Here is a 17,343-nt window from a genome sequence, read left to right as displayed (position 1 = left end):
AATAGATGTACACCCACGCGAGCAGCAGGATGACGAAGTAGATCCCGATGAGCGTAAGTGTCCCGATCGGATCAAACTCTTTGTCAGATCCAATGGTCTCCGTGACCCCGTTCTCAACCTCATTTTGGGCCATGAACTCGCTATTACATATAAGGGTAAATATTGTAGATATGTTTGCAGCTAGTGGGAATATTAGTGCTACCTGATATGATCTGGAAAGCACAATTTGCGAAGTGTTTTGTTTAAAAACCCGCCTACTTCTCATATGGTTTCCATGTTTTCTTTTTTCTTCTTCTGCCGCTTGGTTGCTCAACTTGAATCGTCATTCGACCATCACTACTCAGGGAGACTGAAACACGTTCGATATTTCGCTCATATTGACTACACCGTCCGTTTTCGGAGTCAACCGCAAGGTGTTCTTTTATCAGACCCGAATTACTGAGTCGGTCTAGTTTTCGGTACACCGTTGAGGTTGAGAGATCACATTCATCAACGAGTTCGGCGGCAGTCATTGGCTTATTGAGCGCAGATAAGATCTTCCGGTTCGTTTCGACGCTCAGTGCGTTGAGGATCTGTTCAATAGACTGTGAGTCTTCAGACTCAGTGTCGAAACTGCTCATTTTGACCATCTCAATGTGTGTGTGCCAGTATCTGTCCTTGCGCTCGCGTCATTACCCTGGTAGCAGGTGTTTCGCATCACTGTAAGTTATGAGCCGATCGGCTAGTGTGTCCACTTGTCGTAGGACAACTCTCTACCCCGATCCTCTAGCCAAGTCTATTACTGTCTGTGAACGAAGTACAAACCCGTCTCAATTAGATGGCTCTAGCTCTATTGGAACTCTACAGTAAACAGAATGGAGGTCATTCCCCTGACTCAGTCACCAACCTCAATCGGGACCCCAATCATATTCCCCCATTCGGTCCACGAACCGTCATAATTCTGTACGTGCTCATACCCAAGCAATTCTTCCAGCACGAACCACGTAACTGATGAGCGTTCACCGATCCGACAGTAGACGATCACCTTGTCGTCAGGATAGATTCCGTGCGACTCATACACATTTCTGAGTTCGCTGGGGGGTTTGAACCGGCCGTCGGGACGGATATTCTTGGCCCAAAAGATATTGATCGCTCCAGGAATATGGCCACCACGCATCGCTCCCTCGTTGATTCCGGGTGGTTTTGTAATATCGCCGCGAAACTCCTCTGGTAGACGCACGTCAATAAATGCAGTTTCGGTATGGAGTGCGTCTCGTACCTCTTCCCGATAGGCACGAAGTTTTGGATTGGTCGATGAATCAAGCCTCCTGTCGTACTCCACAGTTGGTGGATCGAACGGTTCCGTTGTGATCGGATAATCGTAATCTGTCCAGTACTCGCGGCCGCCGTCCATAATCCGAACGTCTGGATGCCCGTAGTAGGAGAGTTGCCAGTAGAGGTGGGCTGCGAACCAGTTCGAGTTATCACCGTAGACGACAACGGTCGTTTCTTCGGTGATCCCATGTGATCCGAGGAATGAACGCATCTCACTGGGATCAAGGATGTCGTGTGACTCCGCTGATCGGAGGTCAGTTTGCCAGTCGATGCCAACGGCACCTGGTGCGTGGCCCTTGTCGTAGAACGCAGTATTGACATCGACTTCGAGCAGCCGGAGGTCAGAACTGGTGGCGCTAAACTGATCGAGTCGTGCGTCAACCCAGTCAGGGCTGACTAGCACGTCTGTTGGATACTGTGTTGCTGTCGATGCATCGATCTGCGTATGTTCACCGTTCTCTGATGGGTTTTCAGCCGTCATAGTTGTTGCTCTGCGAATCGCTTCGCCAATTCCGCGGTCGCTCGTCGGAGGCGGTACGACACGGTCGACCGGGGTAACCCGAGCTCGTCGGCGAGTTCGTCAAGTGTCACTTCCCGCGGCGTCTCGAAGTAGCCACGCTCTACAGCCACGTTCAGAATCTCCCGCTGTTCCGCGCGGATGTCCGCTCGCGAGAGAAGCCCGCTCTCCCAGTGGTCTACCTCAGTTAGGTGTTTAAACGAGAACGATAACCCTTCGCCGAGCTTCGCAGACAGCGTGTCGTACAGAAGTCCGATTTTCGAATCGTCCTGCACCAACACGCGCCAGCGAACCCTATCGCCGGTTCGAGTCTGCTCGAAGAGGACCCCGCCATCGATGTACTTCGCCGCGATGAGCGGGACCGATTCGCAGTAATCCACATTCGAGATGTACGTGTACGCGACTCTCCGTCGTTGCTCTTCAGTCAACAAGCTCGTCGTTCGGGTCGAGTTACACGATCGGGTGCTGATCGACTCTCGGTCGACGGACTCGTCTAAGAGCAGCTCGTCGACGGCCGCGAGGTCGGTCGGATCGCCCGTCACTGACTCGAGCGTCCACAGCTCCGTGGGATCAAGACACGAGTAGACAGCCTCCGATCGGAGGGACTCGCGATCAATGAACAGATCGACGTACTCGTCGGCGCCGATGTCGTACGTTATTTCGAAGGTAAAATCGTGCATCTGGCAGTGAACTTGGTTGGTAGGGACCGCATCGGTTTGAGACGGCCGCGATATCGGTGACAGAGGGGGTATGTTGCGTCGCGCATCGGTTCTCGATCCGGTTGGCTCTCGACAACACGTCTGATATGGTCCCAACGTACTTACATCATCTTGTATGGTTCTCTCACGCTCGCCCCGCGAGACGCTGGGTGCGCTCAGAAGCCAACTGCTGATCCCAGCAGTCGTCGCGCTCCTTGCTGGGCTCGGCGGAATCGTCTTCGGGATTATCCGTAACGACATCGTCACCGCGCTGGGGGCGCTTTTGTTTCTCCCGAGCGCGGTCCTGCTGTTCGGTATCGTCGCCAAACGCCACGGAGTCTGACCGTTCGCGTCCCCCACCGAGCGAACGGACAGAGACCTGTTGATCTGTCGTCCCGTCAACTGCTGTCTATTTGATTCATCTCCGCCGAATGCCCAGATCTCGCTCGGCAGCGGAGGCTGAAACGCGGCGGCCACGCGTACTCCACTACTCACGTCGCACCTCGGATCCGAACGGTGACGAGTCGGTCGACATTGTACATGACCACCGCGACCGACGCTAAAATCGTTGCAAAGTAGACGATGAGCTGGGACGGGCCAGACGCGGCCCCGCCGAGCACGGCCCCTACGAACCCGACGACGAGCAGCTCTGCCCACGTGACCACCACGCGCGAGATCAGCAGCGTCCCGACCGTCGACGCCCCCGCCGGCGTTCCGGTCCGCGAATCATCGCTCATGTCAGTACGCCTCGTCGGGCGTGATCGGCCCACTGAACGCCGAGTACAGGACGGCGAAGTACGTCACGATGAGCGGGAGAAGCAGCGCTGCCCCGATCGACATGAGGTTTAATGGAAGCGTTGAGACGATAGCCTCTCTAATAGTCAGCCCCGCTGCCGGATCGATACTCGGATACATGAGAAGTGCGACTACCGCAATCAGCCCATAGGTCAGTCCTGCGGCTGCCACAAGCGCGACCATGTTCCACCCACGTCGGAGTGCGACGCCGTAGCCGACTCCGAGCGCGACAGACGCGGCGACCAGTACGAGTACCGGTGCTGACAGCACCGCGTCAACGCCGGCTGGGAGTCGGACCGTCAAGACCCCGAGGGTTATGACGACCGCGAGGAGATACGCAACGACGGCCCCGAGCCCGATCCGCGTCACCGTCTTCGGAAGTGCGTTTCGGGTTTTTAATCGGAGAAATGCGGCGCCGGACACGACAGTTAACGCTGTGACCGTAATCCCGACGACGATTCCGATGACGGTGAACGACCGGGAAGTCCCAACGAGCCAATTTCCCGCGAACGCACCGAGGAGGAACGGCGCCAGGATGCTGCCAGCGACGAAGGATCGCCCCCACCACCGCTGCCAGCGTTCGTCGTGTCGCTGTTCGTACATTTCTGGGGCGAGCCCGCGGAGGATGAGTGCCCCGAGAATGCCGAACATCAGCAAGTAGTGGCGACTGAACAGCCCGGCGTATACCGACGGGAACGCGGCGAACAGCGCACCGCCGAAGACAACGAGCCACACCTCGTTGCCGTCCCAAAACGGCCCGATTGCCGACAGTACCGCCTCGCGTGCGTCGTCGTCTGTGAGCGTCGCGAAGATCGCGCCGGCCCCGAAGTCGAACCCATCGAGGAACAGAAACGTTCCCAACAGCCCGAACACGAGTACGAACCACAGTTCCGGCAGCGGCAGGTCGAACAGCGGCCCCGAGGCGAGCGCCTCAACGCTCGGGCTAGTCATCGCCGGGCACCCCTGCAGACGGAGCGTCGCGATCGCCTGCCGACTCTAGTGCGCTCATGTCCGGCGGGCCACCGCGGATTATGCGCATGACGACGTAGCTGTATAGCGACAAGATCGCCGTGTAGACGCCGACGAACCCGACGAGCGTGATTAGTGCCTCACTCCCGGTAAGCCCGGGCGAGACCCCCTCGCTCGTCTTGAGGATGTCTTGAATCACCCACGGCTGGCGGCCCACCTCGGTGACGACCCACCCGAGTTCGACCGCGACGAAACCGAGGAGGCTGGAAGCCATCAGCGCCTTGTGAAGCAGTCCATCCTCGAATAGCTCACCAGTGTACCACCGGTAGCCGCCCCAGAACGCAAGCAGAATGAACCAAAAGCCCATCCCGACCATCGCGCGGAACGACCAGAAGACGATGGCGACCGGCGGGGCTTCAGTATCGAACGTGTTTAGACCGCGGATTTCCGCGGTCGCGTCGCCCCCGCTGGCGAGCCACGACGCGCCGCCGGGAATGCCGATCCCGAACAGTTCCTTCGCACGCGGGTCGGTGAGCTGACTCAAGTCTGTTGGGATGGCGAAGATGTACTCGGGAACGTACGACTCGGTGTTCCAGACCGCCTCCATGGCGGCGAACTTCTGTGGCTGTGTTTCGTATATGTGGCGTGCGTACAGGTCACCTTGGAGTACCTGCAGCGGTGCCGTAATCAGTAACGCGACCAGTGCGATCTTGAGGGTCTTGTGCCAAAAAACGATGTTCTTCGTCTTGTTCCCCCAGACGTGGTGCCGATATATGTAGTACGCTGCGACGCCGGCCATAAACAGGGCCACCGACTCCACCGCGGCGTTCTGCATGTGGACGTACATGTATCCGAAACGTGGATTCAGGTACGCCGCGACTGGGTCAACGAGGTGTACCACCTGCTGGCCATCTTCAGTAACGAGTTCGTACCCGCGCGGCATCTGCATCCACGAGTTCGCGATGAGGATCCAGACAGCTGACAGCCACGTCCCGATTCCGACAGCGAGACTAGAGATCATATAAAGCCGGTCAGAGACCCGCTCGCGGCCGAATACAAAAATACCGAGGAACGTCGCCTCCAGCATGAATGCCATCATCCCCTCGATGGCGAGCGGACCGCCGAACAGCTCTCCGGCAGTCGTCGAGAACGCGGCGAAGTTCGTTCCGAACTCGAACTCAAGTACAATTCCAGTTACTGTCCCGACGACGAACGAGACGGCGAAGATCTTGGTCCAGAAGCGACGTAATTGTTCGTACACCGGGTCACCGCCCCGAATATCCTTCCACGTGAAGTAGATGAGGAAAGGAGCTAGTCCCATGCTCATCACCGGAAAGATGATATGAACGATCGTCGTCAGGGCGAACTGGAACCGGCTTGCGAGTACTGGGTCGATCATTTGGTACGTGGTGATGAGTAGTGTGGACGTCGCATTTTTCGAGCCGATCGGCAGTCGGTGCTTCCCCTCGTTATTAGCGACTGCTCCCGGATAACGTCGGAGTTGTCACAGGACAAGTCGCAACCGGTGTCCGGTTTCGCACAACAGCGAATCGAGTTAGCTGGTCAAGGCTGCATGCCCCCACGCCGGTTTCGACGCCGCTGCCGGCGTCGATCCAAGTATTGACTTTTCAGGTGTGGTCGCCGCGGTCGCGTTGATTGTCTTGCGCCAACCGATCCTTTTGGTCCACGAGGCGGGTGGGTTCACGCATGGAGACACATCACGCTGTGCTCGCGCTCGTCGCGCTTGTTTCGCTCGTGATGACGGTTCGAGCGGTTATCGCTGGTCTCAGCGGTAACTTCGGAACGGTGGGTCGACAGGTCGGGGTCGGTGGGGTCATCTTTGCGTTCGGCGTGGCGCTGTACCGTAACTGGGACTCTGTCGGCTGAGGTGCGACAGTTGGTCGAAACTCAGCTCCGTCGGTTTCAAGACTCATCTGCTCCACCTGCCGCCCGCTGAGCCTCAGCGGTAGCACGGTCGTACCGGACTGTGATCGACCGCGGCAGACCCTCGACTGAAACGATCGTTTCGACGTGTCTCCGGGGTACTCTGCTGGTACGGATTCAATTCTCTGTGCCGTCTGCCGCCGCAGATTCGTAGCGGTAGTAACCTCCAGTCAGGCTGCGAGCGGGTATACCGTACTCTGCCAGCACCCGCGTTGCCATATAGGAGCTCTTCCCGATTTTGCAGTACGCGAGCACCTCACCGTCTGGGTCCGCGTTAGATAGCGTACACGAGCCGATCAGTCCTCCAGCCCGAAGTCCGCGAGCGAATGAGTGTGGTGCCATGCCGCAACGATTTCGTCCGTATCAAACGTGAGGATACCGTCTGTTAGTTCAATTCTAACTGTCCCATCTTCGATGTCCGTATCGTGGAGATGTATCTCTAGTGGCTCTTCAAACTCTGAAACAGCCAGCATCAGTTCACCTTTCTCTTCGAGCTTCGATCGTAGGTCGTCGTTTTCAACTGCCATTACAAGCATCTCTTAGCTTTCAATATAATAAAATCTATTTACTATTTTCACAATCCTATTTTTTAGAAAAGCTTTTATTCTTGTTATTTTGCACAGCTAAGTGGCTGCTGTGTATGTATGCCGTCAAGCGGCTGCTGTACGGTGTATGTGTGGGCTTGTCTGTTAGACTGCGAATATATCGGATATTACCAGACCGTAGTCGCACCGTCGTGATTAGCATATAACACGTGAATTGGTCGGCGGCTTCGCCGTGTTTATTTGTGTGTAATATGTACTATACTCTAACAGAATATACCAATGAGTTCGAATAAGGATTCTACCGAAGAGTCGCCCTCTCTTGTGGGGGTCGTTGTCGGTGCGTTCAGCGTCGTCGTCCTGCTTGCCTCTATCGCTTACACCGTTATTTTGAGCGTTGTGAACTGGGCAGCGGTCAACCTGCTCGCCTATCCCGTGAACGCAGTCGCTCCCTTTGCGGTGATCAGCGGAGCAATACTAACAATCGCGATTATCGTCCCAACCACGTTAGTTACTGTCAACAAAACTAACTAGGAGTCGATAGTAAATGCGCAGTAAGTCGAGAGCACTACCCTTATCGCGCACAGAATACTCCGCGGAGAGTTGAAATCCCCAGTAACGCCTTGACGAGACCTTCGTGTGGTCTCGTGCCGATTCTGTCTAGAACTCCTTCGTGGACTCGCTTTCGGTGTCTTCGTCGTTGTTCTCTCTCTCGCCGTTGAATCGCTCCATGACTGTACATCTGAGGCGGTCAACGAGACCCGAACAGGCACCACACTCTGCGCACGACTCCTCCAAACAGGACAGTGACGTGCCACAGCGTGGACACGCCAACCCACGGGCAGGATCGAACCCATACCCACAAGTCGGACAGATCACAGGATCACCTCCAGAGCGGCCGCGGCGAGTCCACCGACGGTGAACGCTGTCACCCAAGAGCCGACCCACATGAGGAGTGCACTCCGCGCGTCGTGTTCCTTGAGAATCATCGTCATAGTAAGTATACAGGGAACGAACAGCGTGATGACGACCAGTCCGACAAAGGTCTGTGGTGCTCCCAGCGTCAAGTCTGTCATTCCTGCGGCGGCGAAGTCACGCCGGATCAGTCCCAAAACGAGTACCTGTCCGAATGACGCCGGTAGCCCGAGTGCGGCGGTCAGCGGCCGGAGCGCTGTTATGATCGCGTCGAGCACGCCAGCGTAGTCAAGCGTCGACACCACCACCGCAGTGCCCGCGAACAAGGGTGCCGCCTCCCTGAGGAACGCGGCCGTCCGATTCGACGCTTTACGAGCGACGTTTCGTGGGCGTGGGGCGCGCACACGTGGGAGTTGCTCGATTAGTGCCTCTTGATCGCCGGGGAGTACCCGGTCAAGAAAGATACCGGTAACCCCGAGGACACCGAGCAGTACAAGTAAGTAGCCAGCCCACCAGACGAATCCGAGCCCGGCAAGTATCCCCAAAATGACACCGATCTGTGCAGAACAGGGGATAGCGAGACCCAGCAACGCCGTCGTAATGATTTGTTCCCGGCGCGACCCGACCATCTGAGTGGAGATGACCGCCATCGTCACACATCCCATACCGACAATCAACGGGACAACCGCGCGACCGTTGAGCCCGATCCGATTGAGCCCCCTATCGGCTAAGACAGCAAGTCGGGGCAGGACGCCGGCGTCTTCAAGTATACTGATCACGAGGTAGAATGCAGCCACGAGCGGTACTAACACGCCGAGAATGTACTGGACGGTGATCGTCAGCAATCCTAAGTTATCGTTGATAAGCAAGAACTCAACGTGAGCGGCCCATTCGGTTGTCGGGAGCAGATTATCGACAACTGTCTCAACAGCGGGATTATAGTATCGGCCGAAGAGTATCTCTTCTGTGTAGCCGACGACCATCTGTGCAACCACTACTCCCATAAAATAGAAGACCGCGATGAGGAGTCCGGACACAATCGGAATACCCGTCGCCGGCCGCATAAGCAGGTCCTCGAGCCATTTCTTAGAGGGTTCCCCAGATGTGGTGGCATGCTCGACCGTCTCTACGGTCGATTGGACCCGGGTACGACGCTCACGATAGACCGTTTCTCGTTTATCGACAACGGCGGGAGAGGTGTCACCCCCATCAGCTACTAGGTTGCGGGTGTCGACGCGGCGGGCTGTTGGTTCGTCGCCTTCGATGAGTAGCGTCTTCTCTGCGCGGGTGGCATCGATGTCGTCAGGAAGCGCGTCGTAGTACGAATCGATGGGCGTTGATGCGGGCGCTGATGCTTCCGAGAGGCGATTCTGCAGTTCGTCAACGCCCAAACCGGTAACGGCGACGGTCGGGACGACCGGGACACCAAGCGCAGTTTCCAGCGTGTCAATATCAAGCTCAAGATTAGCTGCCGCGACCTCGTCCATCATATTCAGCGCGACAACAGTTGGAACACCCATGTCTAGCAGCTGTAGGGTCAAGAACAGATCTCGGTCTAATTGTGTGCCATCAACAACGTTTATAACCGCGTCTGTGTCAAGGATAATTCCTCTTGTGACTCGCTCCTCTTCGGAAAACGACGAGACGCCGTTGATCCCCGGAGTGTCAGTCAACTCTGTCGACCCCATCGTCACTGACGTCGTCTTGAGCGTCGTGCCGGAGTAGTTCGAGACATCAACGTACTCTTCTGTGAGCCTTTTGAACAGCGCGCTCTTGCCTGCGTTGGGTGCGCCGACTAGCGCGACAGATGTCTCGGTATCGTCGGAGGTGAAGCTCCGCATGGGGTCTTCTCTTGTCATCGCGGTGCCCGGTCACTGCTTGCACGCTCGACAGTTATCTCCTCGGCGAGCGGCCGGCCGAGCGCCAGTTCCGTCCCGTGACGCTGAATGACGACCGGGCCATTTTGGATCTGTCTGTGACACTTGACACGGCCGTCGAGAAGGCCCAGTCGCAGCAACCGGGCACGCACCTCGTCGTCTGGCACGTCGATTAATTCAATCCACTCCTCCGAAGGCACGTCCACCAGCGCAGCCGTCATTTAGGTATACCTAAAACAAGATGCACATTGAGAGGTACGGCAAATAATGTAGTATTATATACGTCTACCGGCTGCTTATCAACGAGAAGTGTACATTTCTGAGTCTTTTTATGAGCCAACAGAATGAGTTGACGGTAAACATCAGCTGGAGCAACCTGAGATCGAATCCGCCAACCGGGACCTCACCCGATCGAATCAGTCAGGCCGGCTGCGAATCCAATTTTTTGTAGTCAATATAGTCTGCTCCACGGAGATCTTCAAGCAAGTTGATGGCTGCGCGGGCACCCTCTCCGACGGAAGTCGCGATCTGTTGATGGCCACCAGTGACATCGCCTGCCGCGTACACTCGATCAATTGGCGTCGATTGATCAGGGTCGGTGATGATGTCGTCACCATCAACAGGGACACCGAGCATCTCCGCGAGATCCGTGCCGCCGGCGGTACCTAGTGCGACGAACAGTCCGTCTACTGACACCTCCTCTCCGTTTTGGGTGATGACGGCTTCGAGTACCTCCTCGCCGGTAAGCCTATCCAGGTTATCGGTAATAACTGGAATGTTTGCCTCAACGACACGATCTTGGAGGTCTTTATCGGCTTCAAACGGCGATCCGTTAGTCAGTATTCGGACATCGTCGGTGTAGTCAAGCAACATCAGTGCCTCTGTTGCGGCGTAGTTGTCGTTACCAACGACTGCGACTGGACTGTCGCGATAAAAGTACGCGTCACATTCGACACAGTAGGAGACACCGTGACCTTCGTACGACTCAACATCCGCGATTGCTGGCCGTTCGTAGTCCGCTCCGGTCGCGATGATCACACCGTCGACGGTGTACTTGTCAGCTGTCGTCTCGACACAGTATTGCTCCTCGTCTGGTTCTATCCGAACCACTTCCTCTTCGACAATGTTAGCACCGTATTTTTGTGCGTGCTTTTGACCCAGATCGACGAGTTCCGGGCCGGTAACGCCTTCTGGGAACCCGTAGACGTTTTCCATCGTGTCCACATCACGGGTTGTTCCGCCACCGTCGTCAAACACGAGCGTTCGCTTGTCGGCACGGGCCGTGTAGATTGCTGCGTTCAATCCAGTCGGTCCACCACCGATAATGGCTACACCGGGCATTTGTATTGTAAGATATTCACTATACTAACTTATACATTCCGGCCCTCCACTAATCGCACTGTGCGTGAGATCCTGATATCAAAGAGAACCAATTAGTAGGTATATTGGTAGCAAAGGGTTCTATAACCGGTTTCAACAAGCTATCTCCCGGCCAATCTGATAATCCATTTAGCAATAGTATCTATCGAGATCGTGACTATCTGCTTACTCTCCTAAGCTATCTTGTATCTATACTACAAAACTATTATTACGATCCGACCACAAAGTGCGTATGATGAGCGATCGAGACCAAATCCGGCAAAAAAAGATTGAAGAACTACGGAAGCAGGTAGCGAACAACGGCAGCACGGAGACCGTTGATGACCGAAACGAACCCATTCATGTTGAGAGCGGAGATCACTTCAACGATCTCCTCGCAGAAGACGGAGTCGTTCTGGCCGACTTTTACGCAGACTGGTGCGGTCCATGTCAGATGCTCGAACCGGTCGTTGAGGAGCTGGCTGCCGAAACTGACGCTACTGTGGCTAAAATCGATGTCGACCAGCTCCAACAACTAGCACAGCAATACCGCGTTCAAGGAGTCCCAACAATGTATCTTTTCGATAGTGGCGAACAGGTTGAACGGATGGTCGGTGTCCAACAGAAAGACGAACTGCGCTCGTTGATCAGCCAGTACGCCTGAGCTGACGCGAACTTGAGGACGCACCGCCTCATACTTCAACTATTATGTGAATACTCCCATCACTGACAGGCGTTCGTATTCGAGAATCGAACCAAATCAGATATATCCCGACGACCGGTACCGGTTTTGTGGCGATTTCCGACCCGTATAGCGACCTATCGCGGGCTGTGCTTGCCTGCGTTGTCGTATCCGCGGTCATCGTCGGATTCGTTGTTGCCGGAGCGTTCCTTTCCGACCCTGCGGCGGACGCCCCTGACCCCGTCGCGTACGATGATACCGTCGAACTCGGGCTGTCTACGGAGACAGATTCGCTAATGTCTGATTCCGGCCGAATCCCGCGCGTTCAGGTGTTTTACTCGCAGCTTCAGTATGTCATTGGATACAACGGCGTCGAGTCCTTCGTCGATCGACTCAACGAAGGCTACACCGAACGCCGGTTCGGTTATCCACTCGTCGCGTATGTCGAAACCTTTGATGGGACCAAGCCGGGGACGACTGAGACGGGGTTGTTCACAGCAGCCGAATCGAGACCGTCGTCGTGGACACCCGCCAAAGAAGCGGTCTACGTGGTCGGTAGTGAGGCTCGGACGCCAGCCGGCGAGACGGTTATCCCGTTTTCCTCTCGGGACGCGGCAACAGCGTTCACCGGGAGTCACGGCGGGAAAGTCGTCGATTGGGCGGAGCTTCGGACGCGATCGTTCGACGTTGACTCCGGGACGGTCGCGCGGGCAATGGCACCGGAACGCTGGGAGATGGCGGATAGACGGGTCACAGCCGCAGAACGAACCGCCGACCGCCCCGTCTCGGTCACCGTCGGTGAGGATGTCGAGACAATTTCGGCCGGGGTCGACGCAGCCCCGCCGAACACGACGGTCGTCGTGCCATCTGGATCCTACGAGGAGCAGATCAACGTCACGAAACCGCTCACGATCGCCGGCGAAGGCGCACACGTCAGCGGTGGCGGAAACGGTTCGGTGATCACCGTTCGGGCTCCAAACGTCGCGATCACGGGGCTGATGATTGACGGCACCGGTAATCGAACTCGGGATCCCGAAGCGGCTCAACGACGGGCCAAAGAGGCCGCGCAAGGAAACGAGACGGAGTCATGGGACACGAACATCCAACTCGGATACGGCTACGGCGACGCCGGGATCCGCGGACTCGGCGCGCCGGGGCTGTTTATAGACGACGTGATGATCGACACGAACGCGAGCGGTGTTCTCCTGCGGAACGGATCAGACGCGGTGATCCGTGATATTGAGGTCAACGGGACAGCCGAGTGGGACGACGGCTTCATGGGAATCACCGGAATGGAATCCCAAGTGACGGTCACCAACGGGACGTTCACAAATGGTCGCGACGGGATATACCTCCACCGCGCCGACGGGTCGATTGTCAGGAACTCAACGTTCAGAGAGAACCGCTACGGCGTCCATCTCATGTACACTGGCGACGCCTTGATCGCGGACAACTCGTTCCGAGATGAGATTTTCGCGGGGGTCACGGTAATGACTCGGCCAGCCCGTAACGCGATCGTCGGCAACGACGTGCGTGGCTCAGGGGCCGGAATACAGGCTTCCGGGACGCTGACGTACGTCGGCTACAACACACTCGCACACAACGATCTGGGCTTTTCCACCAGCTCACGCGGCTCACTATACGAGCACAACGTTGTCGTGGAAAATGAAGAGGGAGCGCGAGCGACGACGGTCGTGCCTGCGAGTCGCGTGGTCGCAAACGATTTTGTGGGAAACGATCGCCACGCCGGGGCGGGAGCAGGACCGCTACGCGTGTGGGCTGACGGTGACCGCGGCAACTACTGGGAGGGAGCAAACGCGGGACTCCACGAGGCGGGCGGGCGTGCCTACCGCCCGACGTCGCCGATCGACGCCGCCCTCCACCGGGAACCGGCCGTCGTTGCGCTCCGCGAGTCACCGGTGAACGAACTTCTCGAACGGCTCCGTGGCACCGTCGCGGGGGCGCGTTCTGGGAGTATCATCGATCCGGCACCAGCGCCGGAGCCGTACGCTCCCGATCGGGTCACAGCGGCCGTAGACCCGAACGGGACGGCGGTCCATGCCGACTGGCGGGCGCAGATCGATGACCGCAGCCATGCTGCTCTCCAACTTGACGACCAACCTATGACCGCTGCCGGCCAAAACGCTACGCAGCCGAACTGGGGTACCGAGCCGAACGAACGGGCGGCAGTCCAGGAGGCGTCTCCGTGACAGAATACTCCTCGACGGAGACGACACCCGACTCTGAGTTACCGAGCGACGGCGCTGCACCCGATCGCGTGGTCGTCGACGACCTCACCCGGACGTACGGCGGCGTACCGGTCCTCGATTCGGTGTCGCTCACGTTCGGGTCGGGACTCACCGCGGTAATTGGGCCGAACGGCTCCGGAAAGTCGACGCTGCTCGGTGCGCTCGCGGGAACCGTTCCCCCGATCACCGGAGAGATCAGACGGCCGAACGCCGAGGACATGAGTGAGAAGTCCATCGGTTACCTCCCTCAGCAGGTCCCGTTCCGTGAGGGGTTCACCGCCCGGGAAACACTCGCGTTCTACGCGCGACTTGTTGACGGAGATCCCGACGCCGCGCTCGCGTCGGTCGGACTGTCGGACGCCGCCGACAAAGCGGTCGAGGATCTTTCGGGCGGGATGCAGCGGCTTCTCGGTATCGCACAAGCGATGCTGGGCGATCCGCCGCTCGTCGTGCTCGACGAGCCGGCTAGCGGGCTCGACCCCGGAATGCGCGAGCGGGCGTTCCGGACTGCGGCCACCTACGCGACCGACGACGTGACGGTTGTCGTGAGTACACACAATCTCGACCTCGTCGATGCCCACGCTGATCGCGTCGTCATGCTCGCCCGCGGACGGGTCGCAGCTGCCGGCGACCTCAATGTCCTCTGCGACGAGTACGGTGTCGACACGACCGCGGCGCTGTACGAGGCCGCAGGACGCGACGCTGCCTTGTCCGGAACCGCCGACGATGCGAACCCATCGAGAAGCGGTGCGGCGGCCGGAGACGAGCAAAACGGGTCCGGCGACGACGGCGACCGCGATGTCCACGTGACGGGGGTATCCGAACGATGACCGGGGATTTCGGCGTGACCGACGCATTTGCTGGCGTAGGGGCCATATTCCGGCGAGAGCTCGCGACGGTCCTGCGCACCCCGGGATACGGCGTCCTCGCGGTCGGCTTACTTGCCGTGCTCTGGCTCCTAGTCGCCGTTGGTGGGGGCGGCGCGACAGGGTTCGTTCCGGCGGTGGTCGACCTCCTCTTGCCGGCCGAGCTGCTGGTGCCGCTGCTCGCGGTCGTGCTGGGGTATCGGACGCTGTTGGCAGACGCGGTCAGCGGGGAGTTCGCCGTGATCCGGACGTATCCGGTTGGCGTCGCGGGCTATGTCGTCGGTGTCCTGTTTGCACGGCTGGTCGCGTTGGTTGCGGTCGTCGGCCTCCCATTCGCCGTGATCGGCGGCTACATCTGGTTGACCGCCGCCCCTGACACCGGAATCTTCGCGACCCACGCGGGTGTCGACTCGCCGCTGCTGTACGTCCGTTTTCTCGCACTGATCACGCTGTTCGGAGCGGCGTTCCTCGCCCTGTCGATGTGGGTGTCGGCAGCAGCGACGAGCCGGCGGGGCGCGGCCGCGCTCGCGGTCCTCGCGTTCCTCGTTGGTACGCTCGGCGGCGACCTAGCGCTCATTCAGTCGTTAATGACTGGTACCGACCCGTCGGCGGTCGCCGGACGAGCCGCGCTCATGCCGAACGGAGCCTTCCGCGGGCTCGTCTTCGAGACCGTGATCGGCGTTTCGTTCGCGCAGGAGGGGAACGTTGTCGACGTCGGCCGGGCGGTCGGCTCGCTTGCGGGGTGGGCGCTCTTCGGAAGCCTCGCTTCGGTCGGAACGCTCGCCTTCCGGGAGCGCATGAGTACCGTAATCGAACGGGTCCGATTCCGGTTCGCGGAGTGAGGAACCCGGTCACGGGAGCGTATCGGGATCCGGGTCGTACGTTCTTTTCGCGACCTCAACTACCAATCTTTGCGTGAGACGAATTCGACGTTCCCACCAGAACGGATATGATCGGGTGAGCGCAAGCATGAGTATGAACCGACGCCGCGTCATCGCTGCCGGGATCGGCGGTGCGGTCACCGGACTCGCCGGCTGTCTCGGCGGGAGCGCCTCCGAGGAAGCGCTCCCCGACCCGGTGGATCTCGAGGGAGAGTTCGACACCGATCACGGGATGGCGATCGGCCCCCACGGGGGCGCGAACGGGCAGATCTTCTACCGAGACGCCGATCCGCGGGACGAGGGCAACCCGGCGTGGTTCCACACCCTCGTCCACAGCCTCTTTCCCTACCACTTCGATCGGCTTGACCGCGGCTGGAAGCCGGCCATCGTCTACGTCACCGACTTCTCGCGCGTCGACTATACCGTGCGGCAGCGTGACGGTGCGCCGCGAATGCCGTCGCCGACGGCACCGGAGACGTTCGCCGACGCGAGCGACCTCCTCTACGTCGCCGAAAGCGACGTGATGGGTGGGATGGGCCCGGCGCTCCACCCGTTCTCGGACCAAGAGGAGGCCCAATCGTTCATCGACACGCACGGCGGACAAGTATTTGATTACGAAGAGATCGACCGCACCCTAATCGAGGGGATCCGACAATCGGAAAGCTAAGTCGATAAACCGGACGGATCGAGAGGGAGGCCAGTACTGATTGTCGCAGCGCGGGCACAGTTGCGATTGGGTCTGGTCGAGTCAGTCCGCAGTGGAGCTGTCATTTAGCGAACCGGGTGCGTACGCGTACACAGCGTAGAGAACCATCGCGGCGATCAGGAAATCGAGGCTGTGTTCAATGAAGTGATGAACCGGCATCGGGACGACCCCCAACACGGTCCCGGCACCGACCAGCGACCGTAGAACGAGCACGCCGACCGCAGCGCTGATCAGTCGGTACTGGCCAGTCTGGCGGCGTCGATACGCGACGAGACTCACGAGAAACAGTGCACCGGTTCCGATCCCGGCGCACGCGATGACGGCCAGCAGCACGGGTGACCCTTGGACGGTGAGGGGCACGAGCGCCGGGAAGACGGTCCGGGAGATGAGCGATGCGATCACGACACTGGTCAGTATGCGTTCGAAGTGATAAGAAGACACGGGGAGAAACGTTCCCGTGCGGGGAGAACCCCCCGACAGGTTTTATCTCTCAGCCGATTACGGGCGAGTACTCACGATGGCGACGACCAGAGATCGGGTGCGACGACACGTCTACGAGACGCCCGGCGTCCACTTCAACCAGGTGGAACGCGATCTGGACATCGCCACCGGACAGGCACAGTATCACCTCCGGCGGCTGGTGAACGATGAGGAATTGGTTGTTGAACGGATCGCTGGTCAAGCTCACTACTTTGATCCAACCTTCGATCCGTGGGAACGACGTGCGCTCGCGTTTCTCCGACGTGAAACTGCCCGCGAGATCGTACTGCGGCTCCATGCAGACGGTCCTCTTCGCCCGGAAACACTAACCACAGAGTTAGACCTCGCGCGGAGCACGGTCTCGTGGCACGTCTCAAACCTCAGCGACGCTGGGATCGTCACGAAGTCTGATGATCGTCCGATGACGGTCACGCTGACCTGCCCGGACCGCACGGCTGCGTTGCTTGAGGTGGTGTCGCCCTCGCTGCCAGACCGGCTCGTCGACCGCTTCATTCGGACCGTCGACAGCCTCTTCGAGTGAGAAGCTGA

General features: G+C 58.5%; 20 protein-coding genes. 9 read left to right on the top strand and 11 right to left on the bottom strand.

All coding sequences use genetic code 11. The annotated features are described in order from the left end of the window. Positions 1–254: 254 nt before the first annotated feature. From SD626R_RS02440 to SD626R_RS02430, 3 genes are all read right to left on the bottom strand, one after another. Complete coding sequence (locus tag SD626R_RS02440) at positions 255–620, bottom strand: winged helix-turn-helix domain-containing protein (RefSeq protein WP_158298346.1); 366 nt, start codon at positions 618–620, stop codon at positions 255–257. A 254-nt stretch (positions 621–874) separates the two neighbouring features. Next, the gene (locus SD626R_RS02435; protein WP_092563004.1) at positions 875–1,795 is read right to left on the bottom strand and encodes a sulfurtransferase; all 921 of its coding nucleotides are present in this window, start codon (positions 1,793–1,795) and stop codon (positions 875–877) included. Beyond that, positions 1,792–2,511 (bottom strand): helix-turn-helix domain-containing protein, encoded by a 720-nt coding sequence (locus SD626R_RS02430; protein ID WP_092563001.1) that lies wholly within the window; start codon positions 2,509–2,511, stop codon positions 1,792–1,794. Before SD626R_RS02430 ends, SD626R_RS02435 begins: the two co-directional genes overlap by 4 nt. Positions 2,512–2,665: 154 nt before the next feature. On the opposite strand from SD626R_RS02430, the gene SD626R_RS02425 reads away from it, so the two are divergent. After that, the gene (locus SD626R_RS02425; protein WP_092562998.1) at positions 2,666–2,872 is read left to right on the top strand and encodes a hypothetical protein; all 207 of its coding nucleotides are present in this window, start codon (positions 2,666–2,668) and stop codon (positions 2,870–2,872) included. A 148-nt stretch (positions 2,873–3,020) separates the two neighbouring features. Here SD626R_RS02425 and SD626R_RS02420 read toward each other — a convergent pair whose 3' ends face one another. From SD626R_RS02420 to SD626R_RS02410, 3 genes are read right to left on the bottom strand one after another with little or no spacing between them, the layout of a single operon-like run. Continuing rightward, positions 3,021–3,266 (bottom strand): hypothetical protein, encoded by a 246-nt coding sequence (locus SD626R_RS02420; protein WP_092562995.1) that lies wholly within the window; start codon positions 3,264–3,266, stop codon positions 3,021–3,023. A gap of 1 nt (position 3,267) precedes the next feature. Then, positions 3,268–4,275, bottom strand: a complete 1,008-nt coding sequence (locus tag SD626R_RS02415; RefSeq protein ID WP_092562992.1) for a cytochrome d ubiquinol oxidase subunit II — start codon at positions 4,273–4,275, stop codon at positions 3,268–3,270. After that, entirely contained in the window at positions 4,268–5,692 is a 1,425-nt protein-coding gene (locus tag SD626R_RS02410; protein WP_092562989.1) for a cytochrome ubiquinol oxidase subunit I, read from the bottom strand. The genes SD626R_RS02415 and SD626R_RS02410 overlap by 8 nt, the downstream gene beginning before the upstream one ends. 308 nt (positions 5,693–6,000) lie before the next feature. On the opposite strand from SD626R_RS02410, the gene SD626R_RS02405 reads away from it, so the two are divergent. Beyond that, positions 6,001–6,180 carry a DUF8073 family membrane protein gene (locus SD626R_RS02405; RefSeq protein ID WP_092562985.1) on the top strand — a complete coding sequence of 60 codons (180 nt, stop codon included), beginning with the start codon at positions 6,001–6,003 and terminating at the stop codon, positions 6,178–6,180. 353 nt (positions 6,181–6,533) lie between these two features. Here the strand turns inward: SD626R_RS02405 and SD626R_RS02400 are convergent, their stop codons facing one another. After that, positions 6,534–6,764, bottom strand: a complete 231-nt coding sequence (locus SD626R_RS02400) for a hypothetical protein (protein ID WP_092562982.1) — start codon at positions 6,762–6,764, stop codon at positions 6,534–6,536. 297 nt (positions 6,765–7,061) lie between these two features. Here SD626R_RS02400 and SD626R_RS02395 point away from each other — a divergent pair, with 297 nt between their 5' ends. Then, positions 7,062–7,313, top strand: a complete 252-nt coding sequence (locus SD626R_RS02395; RefSeq protein WP_092562979.1) for a hypothetical protein — start codon at positions 7,062–7,064, stop codon at positions 7,311–7,313. A 341-nt stretch (positions 7,314–7,654) separates the two neighbouring features. Here SD626R_RS02395 and feoB read toward each other — a convergent pair whose 3' ends face one another. From feoB to SD626R_RS02375, 3 genes are all read right to left on the bottom strand, one after another. Next, complete coding sequence (gene feoB, locus SD626R_RS02385; RefSeq protein WP_092562972.1) at positions 7,655–9,553, bottom strand: ferrous iron transport protein B; 1,899 nt, start codon at positions 9,551–9,553, stop codon at positions 7,655–7,657. Next, positions 9,550–9,792: a FeoA domain-containing protein gene (locus SD626R_RS02380; protein WP_092562968.1), complete on the bottom strand. Its 243-nt coding sequence runs from the start codon at positions 9,790–9,792 to the stop codon at positions 9,550–9,552. Before SD626R_RS02380 ends, feoB begins: the two co-directional genes overlap by 4 nt. Positions 9,793–9,991: 199 nt before the next feature. Then, positions 9,992–10,912 (bottom strand): NAD(P)/FAD-dependent oxidoreductase, encoded by a 921-nt coding sequence (locus tag SD626R_RS02375; RefSeq protein WP_092562966.1) that lies wholly within the window; start codon positions 10,910–10,912, stop codon positions 9,992–9,994. 271 nt (positions 10,913–11,183) lie between these two features. On the opposite strand from SD626R_RS02375, the gene trxA reads away from it, so the two are divergent. From trxA to SD626R_RS02350, 5 genes are all read left to right on the top strand, one after another. Further along, positions 11,184–11,594, top strand: coding sequence for a thioredoxin (gene trxA / locus SD626R_RS02370; protein WP_092562963.1), 411 nt, complete (start codon positions 11,184–11,186; stop codon positions 11,592–11,594). Between the two features lie 128 nt (positions 11,595–11,722). Further along, a complete protein-coding gene (locus tag SD626R_RS02365) occupies positions 11,723–13,822 on the top strand; it encodes a NosD domain-containing protein (protein WP_092562960.1) in 2,100 nt (699 codons plus the stop codon). A gap of 68 nt (positions 13,823–13,890) precedes the next feature. Next, positions 13,891–14,691, top strand: coding sequence for an ABC transporter ATP-binding protein (locus SD626R_RS02360; protein ID WP_176697253.1), 801 nt, complete (start codon positions 13,891–13,893; stop codon positions 14,689–14,691). A 14-nt stretch (positions 14,692–14,705) separates the two neighbouring features. After that, on the top strand, positions 14,706–15,569 hold the full coding sequence (locus SD626R_RS02355; protein ID WP_092563019.1) for a copper ABC transporter permease: 864 nt from the start codon (positions 14,706–14,708) through the stop codon (positions 15,567–15,569). A gap of 133 nt (positions 15,570–15,702) precedes the next feature. Then, positions 15,703–16,275 carry a nitrous oxide reductase accessory protein NosL gene (locus SD626R_RS02350; RefSeq protein ID WP_092562954.1) on the top strand — a complete coding sequence of 191 codons (573 nt, stop codon included), beginning with the start codon at positions 15,703–15,705 and terminating at the stop codon, positions 16,273–16,275. Between the two features lie 81 nt (positions 16,276–16,356). On the opposite strand, the gene SD626R_RS02345 is transcribed toward SD626R_RS02350, so the two are convergent. After that, positions 16,357–16,713 carry a DUF7471 family protein gene (locus SD626R_RS02345; RefSeq protein ID WP_092563016.1) on the bottom strand — a complete coding sequence of 119 codons (357 nt, stop codon included), beginning with the start codon at positions 16,711–16,713 and terminating at the stop codon, positions 16,357–16,359. A gap of 118 nt (positions 16,714–16,831) precedes the next feature. On the opposite strand from SD626R_RS02345, the gene SD626R_RS02340 reads away from it, so the two are divergent. Then, positions 16,832–17,335 (top strand): winged helix-turn-helix transcriptional regulator, encoded by a 504-nt coding sequence (locus SD626R_RS02340; protein ID WP_092562951.1) that lies wholly within the window; start codon positions 16,832–16,834, stop codon positions 17,333–17,335. Positions 17,336–17,343: the final 8 nt, after the last annotated feature.

This window comes from Halorubrum sp. SD626R, assembly GCF_001261915.1.
GTDB lineage: Archaea > Halobacteriota > Halobacteria > Halobacteriales > Haloferacaceae > Halorubrum.
This window is presented reverse-complemented; position numbering and strand designations above follow the sequence as displayed.